17 protein-coding genes are annotated in these 17,616 nt (G+C 61.8%); 12 read left to right on the top strand and 5 right to left on the bottom strand.

Annotation, left to right across the window (positions count from 1 at the left end):
* The first annotated feature begins 10 nt into the window (after window positions 1-10).
* The 9 genes from AC5WNI_RS11785 (at window position 11) to ihfA (ending at window position 10,024) form a co-directional block, all read left to right on the top strand.
* Complete coding sequence (locus AC5WNI_RS11785; protein ID WP_175089328.1) at window positions 11-1,165, top strand: amidohydrolase; 1,155 nt, start codon at window positions 11-13, stop codon at window positions 1,163-1,165.
* Window positions 1,166-1,442: 277 nt separating this feature from the next.
* Complete coding sequence (locus AC5WNI_RS11780; RefSeq protein ID WP_368449567.1) at window positions 1,443-2,318, top strand: OmpA family protein; 876 nt, start codon at window positions 1,443-1,445, stop codon at window positions 2,316-2,318.
* A 337-nt stretch (window positions 2,319-2,655) separates the two neighbouring features.
* Complete coding sequence (thrS, locus tag AC5WNI_RS11775; RefSeq protein ID WP_175089331.1) at window positions 2,656-4,554, top strand: threonine--tRNA ligase; 1,899 nt, start codon at window positions 2,656-2,658, stop codon at window positions 4,552-4,554.
* A gap of 34 nt (window positions 4,555-4,588) precedes the next feature.
* Window positions 4,589-5,128: a translation initiation factor IF-3 gene (infC, locus tag AC5WNI_RS11770; protein ID WP_082388253.1), complete on the top strand. Its 540-nt coding sequence runs from the start codon at window positions 4,589-4,591 to the stop codon at window positions 5,126-5,128.
* Between the two features lie 100 nt (window positions 5,129-5,228).
* Entirely contained in the window at window positions 5,229-5,423 is a 195-nt protein-coding gene (gene rpmI / locus AC5WNI_RS11765) for a 50S ribosomal protein L35 (RefSeq protein ID WP_043335648.1), read from the top strand.
* Between the two features lie 45 nt (window positions 5,424-5,468).
* On the top strand, window positions 5,469-5,822 hold the full coding sequence (gene rplT, locus AC5WNI_RS11760) for a 50S ribosomal protein L20 (protein ID WP_043335644.1): 354 nt from the start codon (window positions 5,469-5,471) through the stop codon (window positions 5,820-5,822).
* A 358-nt stretch (window positions 5,823-6,180) separates the two neighbouring features.
* A complete protein-coding gene (pheS, locus tag AC5WNI_RS11755) occupies window positions 6,181-7,200 on the top strand; it encodes a phenylalanine--tRNA ligase subunit alpha (protein WP_043335643.1) in 1,020 nt (339 codons plus the stop codon).
* Window positions 7,201-7,256: 56 nt separating this feature from the next.
* Window positions 7,257-9,641, top strand: coding sequence for a phenylalanine--tRNA ligase subunit beta (pheT, locus tag AC5WNI_RS11750; RefSeq protein ID WP_495928505.1), 2,385 nt, complete (start codon window positions 7,257-7,259; stop codon window positions 9,639-9,641).
* Between the two features lie 26 nt (window positions 9,642-9,667).
* The gene (gene ihfA / locus AC5WNI_RS11745; protein ID WP_107336300.1) at window positions 9,668-10,024 is read left to right on the top strand and encodes an integration host factor subunit alpha; all 357 of its coding nucleotides are present in this window, start codon (window positions 9,668-9,670) and stop codon (window positions 10,022-10,024) included.
* Between the two features lie 146 nt (window positions 10,025-10,170).
* Here the strand turns inward: ihfA and AC5WNI_RS11740 are convergent, their stop codons facing one another.
* A complete protein-coding gene (locus AC5WNI_RS11740; protein WP_495928504.1) occupies window positions 10,171-11,565 on the bottom strand; it encodes a TrkH family potassium uptake protein in 1,395 nt (464 codons plus the stop codon).
* Complete coding sequence (locus tag AC5WNI_RS11735) at window positions 11,562-12,215, bottom strand: potassium channel family protein (protein WP_368449561.1); 654 nt, start codon at window positions 12,213-12,215, stop codon at window positions 11,562-11,564. Before AC5WNI_RS11735 ends, AC5WNI_RS11740 begins: the two co-directional genes overlap by 4 nt.
* Window positions 12,216-12,664: 449 nt before the next feature.
* On the opposite strand from AC5WNI_RS11735, the gene AC5WNI_RS11730 reads away from it, so the two are divergent.
* Window positions 12,665-14,128 carry a sodium-dependent transporter gene (locus AC5WNI_RS11730; RefSeq protein ID WP_495928503.1) on the top strand — a complete coding sequence of 488 codons (1,464 nt, stop codon included), beginning with the start codon at window positions 12,665-12,667 and terminating at the stop codon, window positions 14,126-14,128.
* Between the two features lie 148 nt (window positions 14,129-14,276).
* Here AC5WNI_RS11730 and lapB read toward each other — a convergent pair whose 3' ends face one another.
* The 3 genes from lapB to AC5WNI_RS11715 all read right to left on the bottom strand — a co-directional run bounded on the left by lapB (window position 14,277) and on the right by AC5WNI_RS11715 (window position 16,282).
* Window positions 14,277-15,455 carry a lipopolysaccharide assembly protein LapB gene (lapB, locus tag AC5WNI_RS11725; protein ID WP_175089339.1) on the bottom strand — a complete coding sequence of 393 codons (1,179 nt, stop codon included), beginning with the start codon at window positions 15,453-15,455 and terminating at the stop codon, window positions 14,277-14,279.
* Window positions 15,456-15,761: a lipopolysaccharide assembly protein LapA domain-containing protein gene (locus tag AC5WNI_RS11720; RefSeq protein ID WP_054555462.1), complete on the bottom strand. Its 306-nt coding sequence runs from the start codon at window positions 15,759-15,761 to the stop codon at window positions 15,456-15,458.
* Window positions 15,762-15,985: 224 nt separating this feature from the next.
* Window positions 15,986-16,282, bottom strand: a complete 297-nt coding sequence (locus AC5WNI_RS11715; RefSeq protein WP_043335630.1) for an integration host factor subunit beta — start codon at window positions 16,280-16,282, stop codon at window positions 15,986-15,988.
* Window positions 16,283-16,551: 269 nt separating this feature from the next.
* On the opposite strand from AC5WNI_RS11715, the gene AC5WNI_RS11710 reads away from it, so the two are divergent.
* Both AC5WNI_RS11710 and AC5WNI_RS11705 read left to right on the top strand, forming a co-directional pair.
* Window positions 16,552-16,827, top strand: coding sequence for an FAD assembly factor SdhE (locus AC5WNI_RS11710; RefSeq protein ID WP_043335628.1), 276 nt, complete (start codon window positions 16,552-16,554; stop codon window positions 16,825-16,827).
* Window positions 16,787-17,596 (top strand): hypothetical protein, encoded by an 810-nt coding sequence (locus tag AC5WNI_RS11705; RefSeq protein WP_495928502.1) that lies wholly within the window; start codon window positions 16,787-16,789, stop codon window positions 17,594-17,596. Before AC5WNI_RS11710 ends, AC5WNI_RS11705 begins: the two co-directional genes overlap by 41 nt.
* The last annotated feature ends 20 nt before the right edge of the window (window positions 17,597-17,616 follow it).

Genomic DNA, 17,616 nt, shown 5'->3' with positions numbered 1-17,616 from the left:
AGAGGCAGGCATGAACACGACACTTTCCTTGCTGGGTACGCCGCTGGCCGAGCTGCGTCACGCACTGCACCGCTCACCGGAACTCTCCGGACAGGAAGCCGCCACGGCGGCCTGCATCGCCGGCTGGATGCAGGAGGCCGGCGCCGAGGTGGTCAGCGGTCTGGGCGGGCATGGTCTGGCCGCCATCTTCCGCGGTGCCGAGCCAGGCCCGCGCGTCATGCTGCGCTGTGAGCTGGATGCTCTGCCCATCGATGAGGCGCCGCGTGGCGACTGGTCCTCCTGTCATCCGCATGTCGGGCACCTGTGCGGCCATGACGGCCACATGAGCTGGATGCTGGGCGTGGCGCAGCGCCTGACGGCGTCTCCGGTCGCCAGGGGCGAGGTGGTGTTGCTGTTCCAGCCCGCCGAGGAAACCGGCGAAGGGGCGCGTGCCGTCGTGCGCAGCAAGGCCTTTGCCGCACTCAAGCCGGATTATCTCTACTCGTGTCATAACTTGCCGGGGCGTCCCCTCGGGGAAGTCAGCGTGCGCGACCATGCCTTCACCTGTGCCTCGCGCGGCATGATCGTGCGGCTTTCCGGGCTCTGTGCGCATGCGGCCCACCCGGAAAACGGTCGCAGTCCGGCGATGGCCATGTGTCGCATCATGCAAGGCCTGTCGCGTCTGCCGTTGCAATTTGCCGATGAAACCGGACTTGCGATGGTGACCCTGATCCATGCGCGCCTGGGCGAGGTCGCGTTCGGTACCTCGCCAGGCGATGCCGAGGTGATGGTCACCCTGCGCACCGAGAGCGATGACATGATGAAGGCGCTGGCGGAAGCGGCCGTGTCACTGGCGCGCAGCGAGGCGGAAGAAGACCGTCTGGGTATCGACGTTGACTGGTGTGACACCTTTGATGCGACCTGGAATTCGCCTGAGGCGAATGACATGATTCGCCGTGTGGCGCGGCAGCAAGGGCTTGATTGCGTGGAACTCCCCCAGGCGCATCGTTGGTCCGAGGACTTTGGCGTGCTGGCACGAGACTGCCATGCCGCCATGTTCACATTTGGCGCAGGTGAGGAAATGCCGGGGCTCCACCACCCCGATTACGATTTTCCTGATACGCTGTTGGCGCCCGGCGTCGAGATTTTCGAGGGGCTGGTACGCCAGCACCTTGGAAGAGAGTAAAACAGGGGTTTTACAGCGTCGCCAATCTGATACAGTTAGTGTCAAAGTTTTTCGACGTTGCAAAAAACACTGTTTTCCTTCAACGTATGCCTGAGGATCGGTACCGTTTTCAAGGGAAACAGACCCGATCAGAGCTGGAAGGACGCACCTGCATGTGCTTTCTTCTTAAAGGAAGATTTGAATAAAATTCCTTTCATCGTAACGAGTTCGGCTCTTATACTGAGTCGATACGTAACACCCTCGTTACATATTGCGCTGTGTTAAGAAGGAGTCTTACATGAAAAGATCTACGACTGGCCTGGTTCTGGGTTCTGCATTGGTTGTTGGCCTGTCTGGCTGCGCAAGCTCTGCTTCCCAGTCTTCATCTGCTGAGAAGCCCTGGTACAGCCAGCCGTTCGTCTGCGGTCTGGCCGGTGGCCTGATCGGTGGCGGGATTGGTTACGGCGTCTCTGGTGACAGCGACGAAGACACCGGCGCTTCTCTGGGTGCTGTCGGCGGCGCGACCGCTGGCGCACTGCTGTGTGCTGACGATGCTCCGAAGTCCATGGATGACGATGGTGACGGCGTGCCGAACGACCGTGACCAATGCCCGGGGACTCCGGCAGGCGTCGCTGTTGATGCGAAAGGCTGCCCGCTGGACACCGACGGTGACGGCGTTGCTGACTACAAGGACCAGTGCCCGGGTACTCCGGCCGGCGTCACTGTTGACGCGAAAGGCTGCCCGCTCGATTCCGACGGTGACGGCGTGCCGGACTACCAGGACCAGTGCCCGAATACCCCGGCCGGCGCCAAGGTCAATGCCCTGGGCTGTGTCGCTGACCTCGTCCTGCGTGACGTGAACTTCGAGTTCGACTCCGCCAAGCTGACTGCCAACGCCGAGAAAGTGCTGAACGGTGTGGCGGCCAAGCTGGTCTCCAACGAGAACGTCCGCGTTCGCGTCGAAGGTCACACTGACTCCGTGGGTTCTGACTCCTACAACAAGCAGCTGTCTCAGAAGCGTGCTGACTCCGTGAAGTCCTACCTGGCTTCCGAAGGTGTTGACACCAACCGTATCCAGACTGTGGGTTACGGTGAAGAGCAGCCGGTCGCCAGCAACGATACCGCTGAAGGCCGTGCCGAAAACCGTCGTGTCGAGCTTGCTGAAGTCAAGTAAGCCGAACGCGGTAAGCTGAATCAGACGGGGCGCCTCAGGGCGCCCCGTCTGCGTCTGTGTCGTGCATGGTCTTCAGTGGCTCAAGCGTATCTTTACGACTTTTGAACGGGCTGCTAAGGTCTTGCCTCGCTCATGTTCCCGCGTTATGTGTCCACACCCTGACTGGTCACTCGATCATCATGGGGTGGTGGGCGGCGCCCCAGGCATTGTAGGCCGGGGTCAGTAGCGTGAGGGGTGTGATCGTCATTGCCCTATTTCGAGCCGGCGCCCCGCGTTCGGCCAAATTCGCTTCACGTGACCCTTGGTAAGGGCCACCACTGAACGCAAGGAATTCTTCATGCCTATCGTTACTCTGCCTGACGGCAGCCAGCGTACCTTCGATACCCCGATTTCCGTGATGCAGCTGGCCGAGTCCATCGGCCCCGGTCTTGCCAAGGCCTGCGTGGCCGGCAAGATCAATGGCGTCGAGGTCGATGCCGCTGACATGATCACCGAAGACGCCAACGTCGCCATTCTCACGGCGCGTGATGCGGAAGGCCTGGACGTGATTCGTCACTCCTGCGCGCACCTGATCGGTCATGCCGTCAAGCAGCTCTACCCGGAGGCCAAGATGGCCATCGGCCCGGTCATCGATGACGGTTTCTATTACGACATCGACTTTGGCCGTTCGGTCACCCCGGAAGATCTCGAGACCATCGAGAAGCGCATGAAGCAGCTGATCGACAGCGAGTACGATGTGGTGCGTGAGTATGTCTCGCGTGACCAGGCCATGGCCGCTTTCGAGAAGCGCGATGAGCCGTACAAGCAGGAGATCATCGAGGGCATCGGCGAAGGCGACACCATCCGTCTTTACCACCACGAAGAATACACCGACATGTGTCGCGGCCCGCACGTGCCGAATACCCGCCACCTCAAGCACTTCCAGCTGCTCAAGCTGGCCGGTGCCTACTGGCGTGGTGATTCCACCAAGCCGATGCTGACCCGCATTTATGGCACCGCTTGGCCGGACAAGAAGCAGCTCAAGGCCTACCTCAAGCGTCTCGAGGAAGCCGAGAAGCGCGATCACCGCAAGCTGGCCAAGAAGCTGGACCTCTTCCATATGCAGGAAGAGGCGCCGGGCATGGTGTTCTGGCATCCGAATGGCTGGACCATGTACCAGGTGCTCGAGCAGTACATGCGCCGTATCCAGCGTGCCAATGGCTACCAGGAGATCAAGACACCGCAGGTGGTCGATCTTTCGCTTTGGAAGAAATCCGGGCACTGGGGGCATTACAACGAGCTGATGTTCACCACCGAGTCCGAGAAGCGTGAGTACGCGGTCAAGCCGATGAACTGCCCGTGCCACGTCCAGGTCTTCAATCAGGGTCTGAAGAGCTACCGTGACCTGCCGCTGCGTCTGGCCGAGTTCGGCTCCTGCCACCGCAACGAACCGTCCGGCTCTCTGCATGGGCTGATGCGCGTGCGTGGCTTCACCCAGGACGACGCCCACATCTTCTGTACCGAGGATCAGGTCGAGTCCGAGGCCGAGGACTTCATCCGTCTGACGCTGGAAGTCTACCGTCAGTTCGGCTTCGAAGACGTCGAGCTGAAGCTCTCCACTCGGCCGGAATCCTTCATCGGTGAGCCGGAAGCGTGGGACAAGGCCGAAGCTGGCCTGCAGGCAGCATTGGATGCGACTGGCCTGCCGTGGGAGCTGCAGCCGGGTGAGGGCGCCTTCTATGGACCAAAGATTGAATTCTCTCTGCGAGATTGTCTGAATCGTGTCTGGCAGTGTGGTACTCTACAGCTCGACTTCAATCTGCCTGAGCGTCTCAGTGCCCAGTTTGTCGATGAAAGTGGAGAGCGTCGCATGCCGGTCATGTTGCACCGCGCGATTCTCGGCTCCTTCGAGCGCTTCCTCGGCATCCTGATCGAGCACCACGCAGGCGCGATGCCATTCTGGCTCGCCCCTGAGCAGGTTGTCGTGATGAATATCACGGATTCCCAGGCAGAATATGCCAAGGATCTGGTCTCCCGCCTCGAGAAACATGACATCCGTGTCAAAGCAGACTTGAGGAACGAGAAGATCGGCTTTAAAATCCGTGAGCATACTCTGCAGAAGGTTCCTTACCTCATCGTCGTTGGCGACAAGGAAGTGGAAGCTGATGCAGTAGCTGTCAGAACCCGTTCCGGTGAAGACCTCGGCACCATGAAAGTTTCAGAATTCATGGAACGCCTGAAGGAAGAACAGGTCTGACAGTAACGAATTTCAGCCAAACGGAGACGCAACGATCAAGCGGAATAATCAGCGCGGACGCCCCCAGGAAAAGCGGGCTCCCATCAATGACCGTATTCGTGCGGACGAAGTCCGCCTCATCGACGCAGATGGCGAGCAGGTTGGCGTAGTGTCAACCAAGGATGCGCTTGTCAAGGCCGAAGAGGCAGGGCTCGACCTCGTCCAGATTTCCAATGCCGATCCCATCGTCTGCAAGATCATGGATTACGGCAAGTTTCTTTTCGACGAAAAGAAACAGAAGAATCTGCAGAAGAAGAAGCAGAAACAGATCCAGGTCAAGGAAGTCAAATTCCGTCCTGGTACCGATGAAGGCGATTATCAGGTCAAGCTACGCAACCTGACTCGCTTCATCGAAGGCGGAGACAAGGGTAAGGTAACCTTGCGCTTCCGTGGTCGCGAAATGGCGCACCAGGACATCGGCCGCAAGCTGATGGAACGGATCGCCGGCGACCTCTCGGAGCTCGTGACCGTCGAGTCCTTCCCGAAAATGGAAGGTCGTCAGATGATCATGATTCTCGCGCCGAAAAAGAAGTGATCCATAGGCAGTAGAACGGACATATCAGGGTCACGCCTGCGGGCGTGGCTCTTTTTGTCGGCCCTGGATTTTCTCAAGAAACCGAGCGGAGTTAATACTCATGCCGAAGATCAAGACTAACCGCGGCGCTGCCAAGCGCTTCAAGAAGACTGCCAACGGTTTCAAGCACAAGCAGTCCTTCCGTAGCCACATCCTGACCAAGAAGTCGACCAAGCGTAAGCGTCAGCTGCGTGGCATGAAGCAGGTTCACGCTGCAGACAAGGCGCTGATCCAGCGCATGCTGCCGAACCTGTAAGCCGTCCTTACCTCGGTCCAACTTTCTTAATATCAGGAGTACGCTATGTCCCGCGTCAAGCGTGGCGTCGTCGCACGTCGCCGTCACAAGAAGATCATGAAGCAGGCCAAGGGTTACTACGGAGCGCGTTCACGCGTCTTCCGCGTAGCCAAGCAGGCTGTCATCAAGGCCGGCCAGTACGCTTACCGTGACCGTCGTGTCCGCAAGCGTCAGTTCCGTGCCCTGTGGATCGCGCGTATCAACGCTGCGGCCCGCATCAATGGCATGTCCTACAGCCGCTTCATCGCTGGCCTGAAGAAGGCCAATATCGAGATCGACCGCAAGGTCCTCGCCGATATCGCGGTTCACGAAAAAGCTGCCTTTGCTGCCATCGTCGAGAAGGCCAAGGCTGCTCAGTAAGTGACCGGATCAGATATCGCCCAGGCCCGGCGAGCCGCTGAGGTGGCGAACCGGGCCGTGACTGTCGAATGCTTGCATTGGACAACTCAGGCGGTATCGAGATGACGTGTTACGTCACAGGGGAAGAGCAGCCGCTCTTCCCCTGTTTTTGTTTGGCCCGCCGTCAGAGAGCCGGCGGTGGGGCAGCAGCGACATGAACGGGATTGGCCGCGTTGCGGGCCGGTCTCTGGCAAGGGCGCGATCGTCTGTGTGATTCACCGCAGGCGGGGCGCTCTCCCTGCCGACCTTCAGGTCGGCGCGACTTCCATTGGTGGCGGACATTGCCGCGCCAGTGACTCAAGCGATCGGAGCTGAACGGATGGAACATCTTTCCACCCTGGTGGACGAAGCACGCACCGCGATCCAGGCGGCCGAAGACGTCCAGACCCTCGATGAGGTACGGGTACGTTTTCTCGGCAAGAAGGGCGAGATCACCGCACTGCTCAAGGGCCTCGGCAAGTTGTCCCCCGAAGAGCGCCCCAAGGCCGGTGAGACCATCAACGAAGCCAAGCAGCTGTTGAGTGGCGAGTTGGATGCACGTCGCAATACGCTGGAAACGGCGGCGCTCAATGCGCGTCTTGCCGCCGAGCGCGTCGATGTGACCCTGCCGGGCCGTGGTGAGCCGGTAGGCGGCCTGCACCCGGTCACCCGCACGCTTGAGCGTATCGAAAGCTTCTTCTCGCACATCGGTTACGGTGTCGCTGAAGGGCCGGAAATCGAAGATGACCATCACAACTTCGAAGCGCTGAACATCCCGTCGCATCACCCGGCGCGCGCGATGCATGACACCTTCTATTTTGACGCCACGCGTCTTCTGCGCACCCACACCTCTCCGGTGCAGGTGCGCAGCATGAAGGCCAGTGAGCCGCCGCTGCGCATTGTCTGCCCGGGTCGCGTCTATCGCTGCGACTCCGATCTGACCCACACTCCGATGTTCCATCAGGTCGAGGGTCTGCTGGTCGACGAGAATGTCAGCTTCGCCGACCTCAAGGGCACCGTCGAAGAGTTCCTGCATGCCTTCTTCGAGCGTGATGACCTGGAAGTCCGCTTCCGTCCGTCCTACTTCCCGTTCACCGAACCGTCCGCTGAAGTCGATATCCAGTGCGTGATGTGTGCAGGTGACGGCTGTCGTGTCTGCTCCCATACCGGCTGGCTCGAGGTGATGGGGTGCGGCATGGTGCATCCGGAAGTCTTCCGTCACTCCGGTATCGATAGCGAGCGCTTCCGCGGCTTCGCCTTCGGCATGGGCGTAGAGCGTCTGGCGATGCTGCGTTACGGCGTCAACGACCTGCGGTTGTTCTTCGAGAACGACCTGCGTTTCCTTCGCCAGTTCAGCTAGGCACTCATTCACGTATCGCGCCTTGAGGGCGTGAACTTACGGAACAGGACAGCAAGATGAAATTTTCCGAACAGTGGCTGCGTGAGTGGGTGTCGCCGGAACTGAACACCCAGCAGCTGGCCGATCAGGTCACCATGGCCGGTCTGGAAGTCGATGGTATCGAACCGGTCGCCGGTGAGTTCACCGGCGTGGTCGTGGCCGAGGTCAAGGACAAGCAACCGCACCCGGAGGCCGATCGCCTCAATGTCTGCCAGGTAGATGATGGCAGTGGTGCACTGGTGCAGGTCGTATGTGGCGCCCCGAATGTCGCCGCTGGCCAGAAGGTGCTCTTCGCTCAGGTCGGCGCGAAGCTTCCGGGCGACTTCAAGATTCGCAAGGCCAAGCTGCGCGGTGTCGAATCCCGCGGCATGATCTGTGGCGCCTCCGAGCTGGGTCTGGAAGCCGAGGCCTCCGACGGCATCATGGTGCTGGCCGCGGACGCGCCGGTGGGCCGTGATGCACGTGACTTCCTGAATCTTGACGACAACGCCATCGAGGTCGACCTGACCCCGAACCGCGGCGACTGCCTGAGCGTCAAGGGGCTGGCGCGCGAAGTCGGCGTGCTCAATCGTCTCGCCGTCACGGCGCCGAGCATCGAGCCGGTTGCCGCCCAGATCGACGACACCTTCCCGGTCACCGTCAGCGCGCCAGAGGTATGCCCGCGCTATCTGGGACGTGTCGTGCGTGACGTCAATGTCGCCGCGACCTCGCCGCTGTGGCTCGAGGAGCGTCTGCGTCGCAGTGGCATCCGCAGCATCGACCCCGTCGTCGACGTCACCAACTACGTGCTGCTCGAACTCGGCCAGCCGATGCACGCCTTTGATCTGGCACGCCTGAACGGTGGCATCGAGGTGCGCATGGCAGCCGCTGAAGAGCCGCTGACGCTGCTCGACGGTCAGGAAGTCGCGCTGCGGGACGACACCCTGGTCATCGCCGACGAGAAGGGCCCGCTGGCCATCGCCGGTGTGATGGGTGGTGAAGGCAGTGGTGTGAACGCCGAGACGCGCGACATCTTCTTCGAGTCGGCCTTCTTCGCGCCGTTGAGCGTGGCTGGCAAGGCGCGTAGCTACGGCCTGCACACTGACAGCTCGCATCGTTTCGAACGTGGTGTGGACGCGCAGCTGCAGCGTGATGCCATCGAGCGCGCGACGGCTCTGCTGCTCGAGATCACCGGCGGCAAGCCGGGCCCGATCATCGAGGTTGCCAGCGACGCAGCGCTGCCCAAGGCCGCTGTCGTCAGCCTGAGCGGCACCAGTGTCGAGCGCACGCTGGGCATGGCGCTGCCGGATGACGAGATCGTCGAGATTCTTGAGCGTCTGGGCATGCAGGTCGCCGCGAATGGCAATAGCCAATGGCAGGTGACGGTGCCGAGCTGGCGTTTCGATGTCAGCATCGAGGCTGACCTGATCGAGGAGCTGGCGCGCATCCACGGCTATAACAATCTGCCTGTCAGCCGCCCGAACGCGCGTCTGGCGCCGGCCGTGGCCAATGAGACCACCCAGCCGCTGACCAGCCTGCGTCGTCAGCTGGTGGCGCGGGGCTATCAGGAAGCGATCAGCTACAGCTTCGTCGCCCCTGAGCTGCAGAAGACGCTGGATCCGCAAGGGGTGGCGCCGGCACTGGTCAACCCGATTTCCAGCGACATGGCGGTGATGCGCAGCTCGCTGCTGCCGGGGCTGGTCAAGGCGCTGAGCCACAACCTCAATCGTCAGCAGTCGCGCGTGCGCCTGTTCGAGACCGGGCTTGTGTTCCGCGGCGAGCTGGACTCCCTCGAGCAGACGCCGATGATCGGCGGCCTGATCACCGGTGCCCGTCTGCCGGAAGGCTGGAATGGCGGTCGTGACAAGGTCGATTTCTTCGATCTCAAGGGCGATGTCGAGGCACTGCTGGCACTGGGCGGCAATCTGGACGCCTGGCGCTTCGAAGCTGCCGAGCATCCGGCACTGCACCCGGGCCAGTGCGCTCAGCTGTTCTTCAATGGCGAGCCGGCGGGCTGGATGGGTGCCCTGCACCCGGCGGCGCGCGCCGAGCTTGGCCTGAAGGTCGAGGTGTTCGTGTTCGAGATCACGCTGGCCTCTGCCTGCGCAGGCCGTCTGCCGCGCTTCGCGCCGCTCTCCAGGTATCCGGAAGTGCGTCGTGACCTGGCCTTCGTGGTCGAAGAGGGCATTCACGTGCAGTCGCTGCTCGACGCCATCCGCTCGCAAGCCGGTGAATGGCTGACGGACCTGCGCCTGTTTGACGTCTATCAGGGCCAGGGGGTAGCCGATGGTCACAAGTCGCTCGCCCTGGGCTTGACCTGGCAGCATCCTTCGCGCACGCTGAATGATGAGGAAATCAATCAGTTAGTCGATGCGATCGTCACCGATGGCCACACACGTTTCGGGGCGGCGCTGAGAGCATGAGTCGCCACTTGAACGAGGGAGCGGACATGGGAGCGTTGACCAAGGCGGAACTTGCCGAGCATCTGCACGCAGAACTCGGCATGTCCAAGCGCGAAGCCAAGTCGATGGTAGAGGTGTTCTTCGACGAGATTCGCGGTTGCCTGCGGGAAAATGAACAGGTGAAGCTGTCCGGTTTCGGCAACTTCGATCTACGTGACAAGCGCGAACGTCCGGGGCGCAATCCCAAGACAGGCGAGGAGATTCCGATCTCCGCGCGTCGCGTGGTGACATTCCGCCCAGGTCAGAAGCTCAAGGCCCGAGTGGATGAGTACGATGGCGAGACGCACGCACATCAGCGTCTTGAAGAGCATGATGACCACGATGATCATGATGATGATCACTGAGGTCATTGCCTGACCTCACCCGCCGCTCCCTGAGCGGGTGACCATGCTCACGAAAGCCCCGATGCCCAGCGTCGGGGCTTTCGTCGTTCTGAGGTGTCGTCTGTGGTGTGCCATCAGCCGCGCGCCATCGCCCGTGCACATGCACATCAGCCGATCGAGAGCTCGGTACGCGCATAGCTGATGCCGGGGCGGCTGCGGGTCGCCAGCAGGTAGCCGAGGGCGAGTGGTCCGGTGCGACCCAGCAGCATGGTCGTGATGATCAGCAATTGCCCGCCGGGCGAGAGCTCGGGCGTCAGGCCGTGGCTCAGGCCGACGGTGCCGAAGGCCGAGACGGTCTCGAAGGCCAGTGACAGAAAGGCGTGGTCCGGGTCGGTGATGGTCAGACCGAACAGCATGCTGAAGATCAGCAGCATCGCCGCCAGTGCCACGGCGATCGATTTGAAGACGGTGTCATCGCCGATGCGGCGGCCATGCAGGGTGGGAGAGGGTTCGCGGCGCAGGAAGGCGCGGGTGGTCAGCAACAGCACCACGAAGGTGGTCAGCTTGATTCCGCTGGCCGTCGAGCCGCTGCCACCGCCGATGAACATCAGCGCCATGGTCCACAGGGTCGAGGCTTGCGTCATCTCGGCGGTATCGATGACGCTGAAACCGGCGGTGCGCGGTGTGATGGCCATGAAGGCGGCGGCGAGCAGGCGTTCGCCATGACTGGCCATGGCGCCCAGCGTGCCGGGGTTGCGCCACTCGAGCGCCAGTATCATCACCAGGCTCAGCAGGTTGAGTGCCACGGTGGCTTCGATCACCAGGCGTGTCTGCACCGAAAAGCGCGAGGGTTGCAGCAGCACGCGCCAGCCATGTTCGCGTCGCCGCTCACGCAGCTCGCCGATGACGGCGAAACCGATGCCGCCGGTCATGAACAGGACTCCGATCACGCCGCTGGTCAGGGGATTGGCCGCCTCGCGCATCAGGCTGTCCGGCCACAGGGTGAAGCCGGCATTGTTGAAGGCCGAGACCGAGTGGAAGAGGCTCAGCCAGAGCCCCTCCTGCCAGCCGTACTCGGGCACCCAGTCCATCGCCAGCAAGGAAGCGCCTGCCAGCTCGAGCGTCAGTGCAAAGGCGGTGATGATCTTGAGCAGGCGGCCTATCTCGCGTGAACTGCTGCGATTGAGCGCCTCGCGCAGCAGGCTGGTCTGATGCATCGGCAGGCTCTGGCCCAGCATCACCAGCGACAGGGCGGCAATGGTCATGAAGCCTAGGCCTCCGAGCTGGATCAGTATCAGTACGATGGTCTGGCCCGCGAGGGTGAAGTCGCTGAGCGGAGTGACGGAGAGGCCGGTGACCGTGACGGCCGAGGTGGCGGTGAACAGCGCCGACAGCCAGCTCAAGCCTTCCTGATGCATGCCGGGCAGTTTCAGCAGGCAGGCGCCCAGCATGCCGAGGCCCAGAAAGCCGCTCAGCAGAATCTCCGGCGGCGACAGATGGATGATGGGCCCGCGTGGGGTGCGGGTCAGGGGGCGGAGATAGCGCCGGTAGCGCTGCCTCATAGATGAGCCCCCAGTTTGCGCAGCGCGCTCAATTCGCCGATCAGAACCAGATGGTCGCCGGTGGACAGTCGCGTGCTGCCGGAGGGTTGGCGATCGAGGGTCTTGCCCTTGCGCAGCGCGATCACGCTGATGTCGTCATCGATGGGCAGCTGATCGAGCTGCTGGCAGTCATCGCCCAGCCGGGCACTGACCTCCAGCTCGACCACGAACTGGTGATCGCCGAGATGGATGAAGTCGACCATGGCATGGTAGGCGAGGCTTTCCGCCACGCGCACGCCCAGGTCGTACTCGGGATGCACGATGTGATCGACCCCCAGGCGGCTGAGCAGCTTGTGGTGTGCATCCGAGGTGGCCTTGACCCACAGCTCTCTGGCGCCAAGCTCCTTGGCCAGCAGCGCGCAGATCAGGCTTTGTTCCATCGAGTTGGCCAGATCGATCAGGACGGCATCGTACTGTTCAAGCCCCAACTCCTGCAGGGCATGTTCATCGGTGGGGTCCGCGATCACGGCCTGGTTGAGCAGGTCTGCCACGGCATTGAGACGCTTCTCATCGGCGTCGACGCCGAGCACTTCATGGTCATGGCGCCTGAGTTCCCGCGCGACGGTGCTGCCGAAATAGCCCAGTCCGATAACCGCGAATTGACGATGCATGACGCCTCCTTGTCTGCGCTGCCAGATGAGGCCAGCTGCTCTTTGTCCAGACGCTTTCTGGCCAGGCACTCTCAGGTCCCAGCACTCTCAGGCCCAGACCTCTCTAGCCAGAGCGTTCTGGTCTGCGTCTCTTGAATGAGCCTACTCCATTGATGCGGTGATGTCGGGTCCTTTTGCGGCGTCGTTCCTCTCAGGGTAGGTTGCTTGCCAGCCCTGGGTGGTCATTATCGTTTCAAATGTTACCAAGTTGGAGTATCTAATGTAGAGTGATTGCCGTCGTGTGGTGATGGCGTTTTCGCAGAGGAATTCTGAGGGAATCGTGGTGATTTTCGATGGGAATCGCGGACGAACATGCTTCATATCAGTAAAATGGTCTGTGTGAGCACCCAAGACGGCCAGGCGTTGCGTCGATCACCACTGGCTCACAACAATAACTTGTAAGGTATTCCATGACGGCAAGACAGCAACCCAAGAATCTCTGGATCAGTCGCTGGGGCTTCATCCTTGCAGCTACCGGTTCCGCAGTAGGGCTGGGCAATATCTGGAAGTTTCCCTATATCACCGGTGAGTATGGCGGGGGTGCCTTCGTGCTGGTGTATCTGGCCTGCATTCTCGCCGTGGGCGTGCCCGTGATGATGGCGGAGATTTCCTTCGGGCGGCGGGGGCGCGGCAGCCCCATCGAGGCGATTGCCAATCTGGCACGTGAAGCGGGGGCCAGTCCGTTGTGGAAGGTCTTCGGTTGGATCGCGATGCTGGCCGGCTTCATGATCCTGTCGTTCTATGTCGTGGTCGCGGGGTGGTCGTTCAGTTACCTGTGGAAGATGGCCAGTGGTGCGCTGTCCGGACACAGCGTCGCGGAGCTGGGCGCCATCTTCGAGGCCGGCAACGCCAATCCCTGGGCATTGGGCGGCTGGGCCACGCTGGTGACAGTGGTGACGATGCTGATCGTCGGGCGCGGGGTGCAGGAAGGTGTCGAGAAGAGTGTGCGCTGGATGATGCCGGGCATGGTGATCATGCTGCTGATCATGATCGGCTACGCCCTGACCTCGGGCAACTTCTCGGCAGGCTTCCACTTCCTGTTCGATTTCGATGTCACGCGCTTGAGCAGCGAAGGGGTGCTGGCCGCGCTGGGACATGCCTTCTTTACCCTGTCACTGGCCTCCGGCGCCATCCTCACCTACGGCTCTTACCTGCCGTCGGGCACCTCCATCGCCCGTACCACCTTCACGGTGGCGATCGCCGATACTCTGGTGGCGTTGATGGCGGGTCTGGCGATCTTCCCTATCATCTTCGCCAATGGCATGGACCCATCCTCCGGGCCGGGGCTGATCTTCATGAGCCTGCCGGTGGCCTTCAACCAGATGCCCTTCGGGCAGCTGTTCGGGGTGCTGTTCTTCGCCATGCTCTCGATCGCCGCCCTGACCTCCGCCATCTCGATGATCGAGGCGACCGTCGCCTGGCTGAGCGAGAACCGCAACATGAGCCGCGCCAAGGCTTCGTGGCTGGCCGGCAGTGTGCTGTGGCTGGTGGCGATGTTCGCGATGCTGTCGTTCAATCTCGGCGCGGACTGGACGCTGGCCGGCAAGCACTTCTTCGACTGGCTCGATTACCTGACCTCGCGCTGGATGATGCCGATCGGTGGCATCGCCATGGCGCTGCTGGCCGGGTTCGTCTTCAAGAGCAGCATGCTGCGCGATGAGTTGAATCTGAGCGACGCCGGCTATCGTCTGTGGCTGTTCATGATTCGCTATGTCAGCCCGGTCTGCATCCTGGCGATCTTCGTCGATGCCCTGGGTGTCGCAGAGCTGTCATTCGGCGACTGGCCGTATTTCGTGGCCGTCATCCTGGCAGCCTGTCTCGTGGGCGAGCTGCTCTCGCCGCGCCTGCGCGAGCGTGCCATCGGGCAGGGCTGATGTGATCGGTGGCGTCAGTTCGATAGCGTCAGTCCGGTAGTCATCAAGGCGGCATGAAAAAGCCCCCTGCAGCGTAGCTGCAGGGGGCTTTTCGTTCTGGTATCTGTGGTCTGCCTGTCAGCGGGTAGCTGTGCACCAGTTGGCGCCATTACTCACCTTCCAGGCCGGTGATCGGCTTGACCGTGCCCCAGTGGCGGCACTTCGGACATTGCCAGAGCAGCATCGAGGCTTCGAAGCCGCAACGATGACAGCGATGGCGAGGGCGCGCCTGGATCAGCTGCTGGGTATGGCGCTTGAGCAGATTGAAACGCTCGGTCTCGCGCTCGTCGGCATCCAGCAGGTAGAGATCGAGCAGGTAGTCGACGCCACGCAGGCTGGGGTGACGATGCAGCTGCTCGCTGGCGAAGCTGGCGGCGGCCTCGACACCCTCGCGACGCTCGATCAACTGTGCAAGGCTGATGACGGTCGTGGTGTAGGGCGCGCGTTCGACTTCCTGATGCAGCAGGCGCACCAGGCCACTCTCGTCATCCAGCATGCGAAAGGCGTTGCCCAGTGGCTCGAGAATGATGGGGGTGAAGCCGGTGTCCTGACGTGGGATGCGCTGCAGCAGGCGGATGCACTGCTTGTAGTTGGCATGATCGAATTCGATCTCGGCCAGCATCCAGTTGGCGCGTACGCATTTCTCGTCGGTGGAAAGCGCCTGCTTCAAGCGCTTGCGGGCCATCGCCTGGCTACCTTCGGCGATATCCAGCGCGGCTAGTTCGCAGTGCCAATGGGCCGCCGCGCGGCGGATGCCGCCTTCCTGACGCAGAATGGCATGAGCGACTTCGAGTGCGGCCTCCCACTCGCGCTCCCGCTCGAGGAGGTCGATCAACAGGCGGCGGCCGGCACGCCGATGACTGTCGTGCTGTGCTTGCTTGAGGAGAGTTTCCAGCAGCTTCTCGGCGCGGTCATAGACACCGCTGCGCATGAAGTCGCGGGCAAGTTCCAGCTGGACACGCTCGCTCTGTTCGCTATCCAGGGCAGGGCGGGCCAGCAGGTTCTGGTGAATCTTGACGGCACGATCGACTTCGCCGCGACTGCGATAGAGATTGCCCAGCGCTATGTGGGTATCGACGGTGTCGCTGTTGACTTCCAGGGCCTGAACGAAGGTTTCGATGGCACGATCAGGCTGCTCGTTGAGCAGATGATTGAGGCCGACGAAGTAGTCGCGGGACAGGGTGGCAGGAGCCGGTGCTTGTTCATCGGGGCGACGATCACGCCGCCCCAGCCAGAATCCGATGGCGATGGCCGCCATCAGCAATCCCAGCAATATCAGATCAGGCATTTATGCCACTTCCTTGATCTCCTGGATGCGCAGTTGGTCCAGTTCCTTGCGTTGCTGCTGGTTGCGACGCTGGGCACGGGTCAACAGCGTGCGCAGGCGCAGATACATGCCGGTCATCGCGACCATGCCAAGCACGACGCCGACGGCCAGCGAGAACAGCAGCCACATGGAAAGGGACGCAGCAGGCAGCTCTACCCAGATGAGGTCGAGGGGCACGGCTTGCTGGTTGTGAACGGCAAAGAGAATACCGACCAGCAGGACGATCAGCAGGATCACGGCCAGAACGAGACCTTTTAGCCAACGCATAACGGTTTCCTTGTCATGAAATGCAGTCGTGAATCATCTGGGAGCGAGTGTATCACTGCCCATCGCGCGAGTCTTGGCGGCGACGCCGTGAGGTGGGTGGCTGTCGTCTCTGGTATCAGGACTTGAGCGGGTGTCTGCCGGCACTGAACCCGCCAGCCCCGTCACGCCGGGTGTTCATCTACGGTCAGCGCTGTCAGTCAGTCGCATCGTCATCATCACTGTGGTCAATACCCCAGGGCGCGACTGGCATCGACCTGCTCGCGCAGCTCCTTGCCGGGCTTGAAGTGGGGGACGAACTTGCCATCCAGATCCACAGGCTCGCCGGTCTTGGGATTGCGCCCCAGTCGTGGCTCACGGTAGTGCAGCGAGAAGCTGCCGAAACCGCGAATCTCGACGCGACCGCCGTGGGCCAGGGCGTCTGTCACATCATCGAGGATGATGCGAACCGCGGCCTCTACATCCTTGAGCGACAACTCAGGCTGTCGCATGGCTATCTGTTCGATCAGCTCGGACTTGGTCATCGGATCTCTCCATGCCTGCACCTTTCTCGCGAAAGGCGTTCGTGATGCGTCAGCCGGGCGACCTCTTGTCACCGGACAGGCACACGCATCCTTGTGATTGTTATCTCCTCAGCATAATGGGCAAATCCTGAGAAAACAACGCACTAGGGACATCATTGCCGATCACGGCACGGATTGCCAATTCCTGCCCGAGCAACGGGTCAACGGATGCCGCTGACGCCCCCCTCGGGTATACTGCGCGCATTGATGTGACGACTGAGGTTCAGGCAATGGAAGATGTGATTCGCAAGCGGCTGCATTGGCATTCGCGTCGCGGCATGTGGGAGCTCGATCTGCTGCTGCTGCCGTTTCTGGAGCAGCGTTTCGACGCCTTGAGCGAAGACGACAAGGCGCTCTATGTGCAGCTGCTGGCCGAAGAGGATCAGGATCTCTTCGTGTGGCTGATGAAGCGCGACCCGTGCGGCAATGCCGAGTACCAGCGCCTGATCAACATGGTGATCGCCAATGCCGAGAATGGCGAGCGCGATCAGTTCAAGGGCCTCTAGGCAGGCGTTCGCGACCCACGCCAGCCTGCGCGTCGGGCTGTTGGCGGCGAGTCTCGCCTTGTGGGTCTGGCTTGCCGAGCTGGCGACTGGCCAGTTCGTTGTCAGTACGTGGTGGACCTGTCAGTGGCAATTCCTGCGCAATGCCCTGCCTTTCGAGGCGGGGCATTGTGCGTTTGAGGGGCTCGCTCAGCTGCCGGATGGTGTCATGACGCTTTTGAGCGTGGTGGGGCTGGGCTGGCTGCTGCAGGCTGGAGAGCTGGTATCTTGGTGGCGCCAGGCTCGGCGGCGTCTCAAGGACCCCGAGGCGCGAGTCTGGCTGGCCCTGGGGGGCAGCCTCTGCGCTGATGCGGCGCTTGCCAGCGGTGGCCAGGCGCCAGTGCCGGAGCATGAGGCTGAAGCCAAGACCGAAGCAGAAAGCGAAGCCGAGACCGAAGCCAGTGACACCCCGCCTGCCTCAGATGCGCGCCATCGTCACCCGGAGATGCAGCTCTGTTGGTGGTGGGCCGATGGTGCCTCACGCAGCTGGCAGCCCGTCACCGTGCGCTGCCTGTGGTGCTCGCCGCGGCTGATCGGGCTCGAGATCTCGACGCAGGGCTTCGGGCCACAGGGGATGGGGCTACAGGGCTTGAGAGCGCAGGGCGCGGACCAGCAGCACCTGAAAACCCAGCGGGTATGGCTGTGGCCGCCCTTGCCGCATGGATTGCCGCGTCAGCCACCGCCATTGGATACCCTGCGGCGCGTCGCTGCCCAGGGGGGCCATGCACGCTGAGCCTGCTTATGAGCCTTTTC

Source organism: Cobetia sp. PDI-12MA (assembly GCF_059507695.1).
Note: the sequence above shows the minus strand (reverse complement) of the source record. Positions and strands in the feature narration are given on the sequence as shown.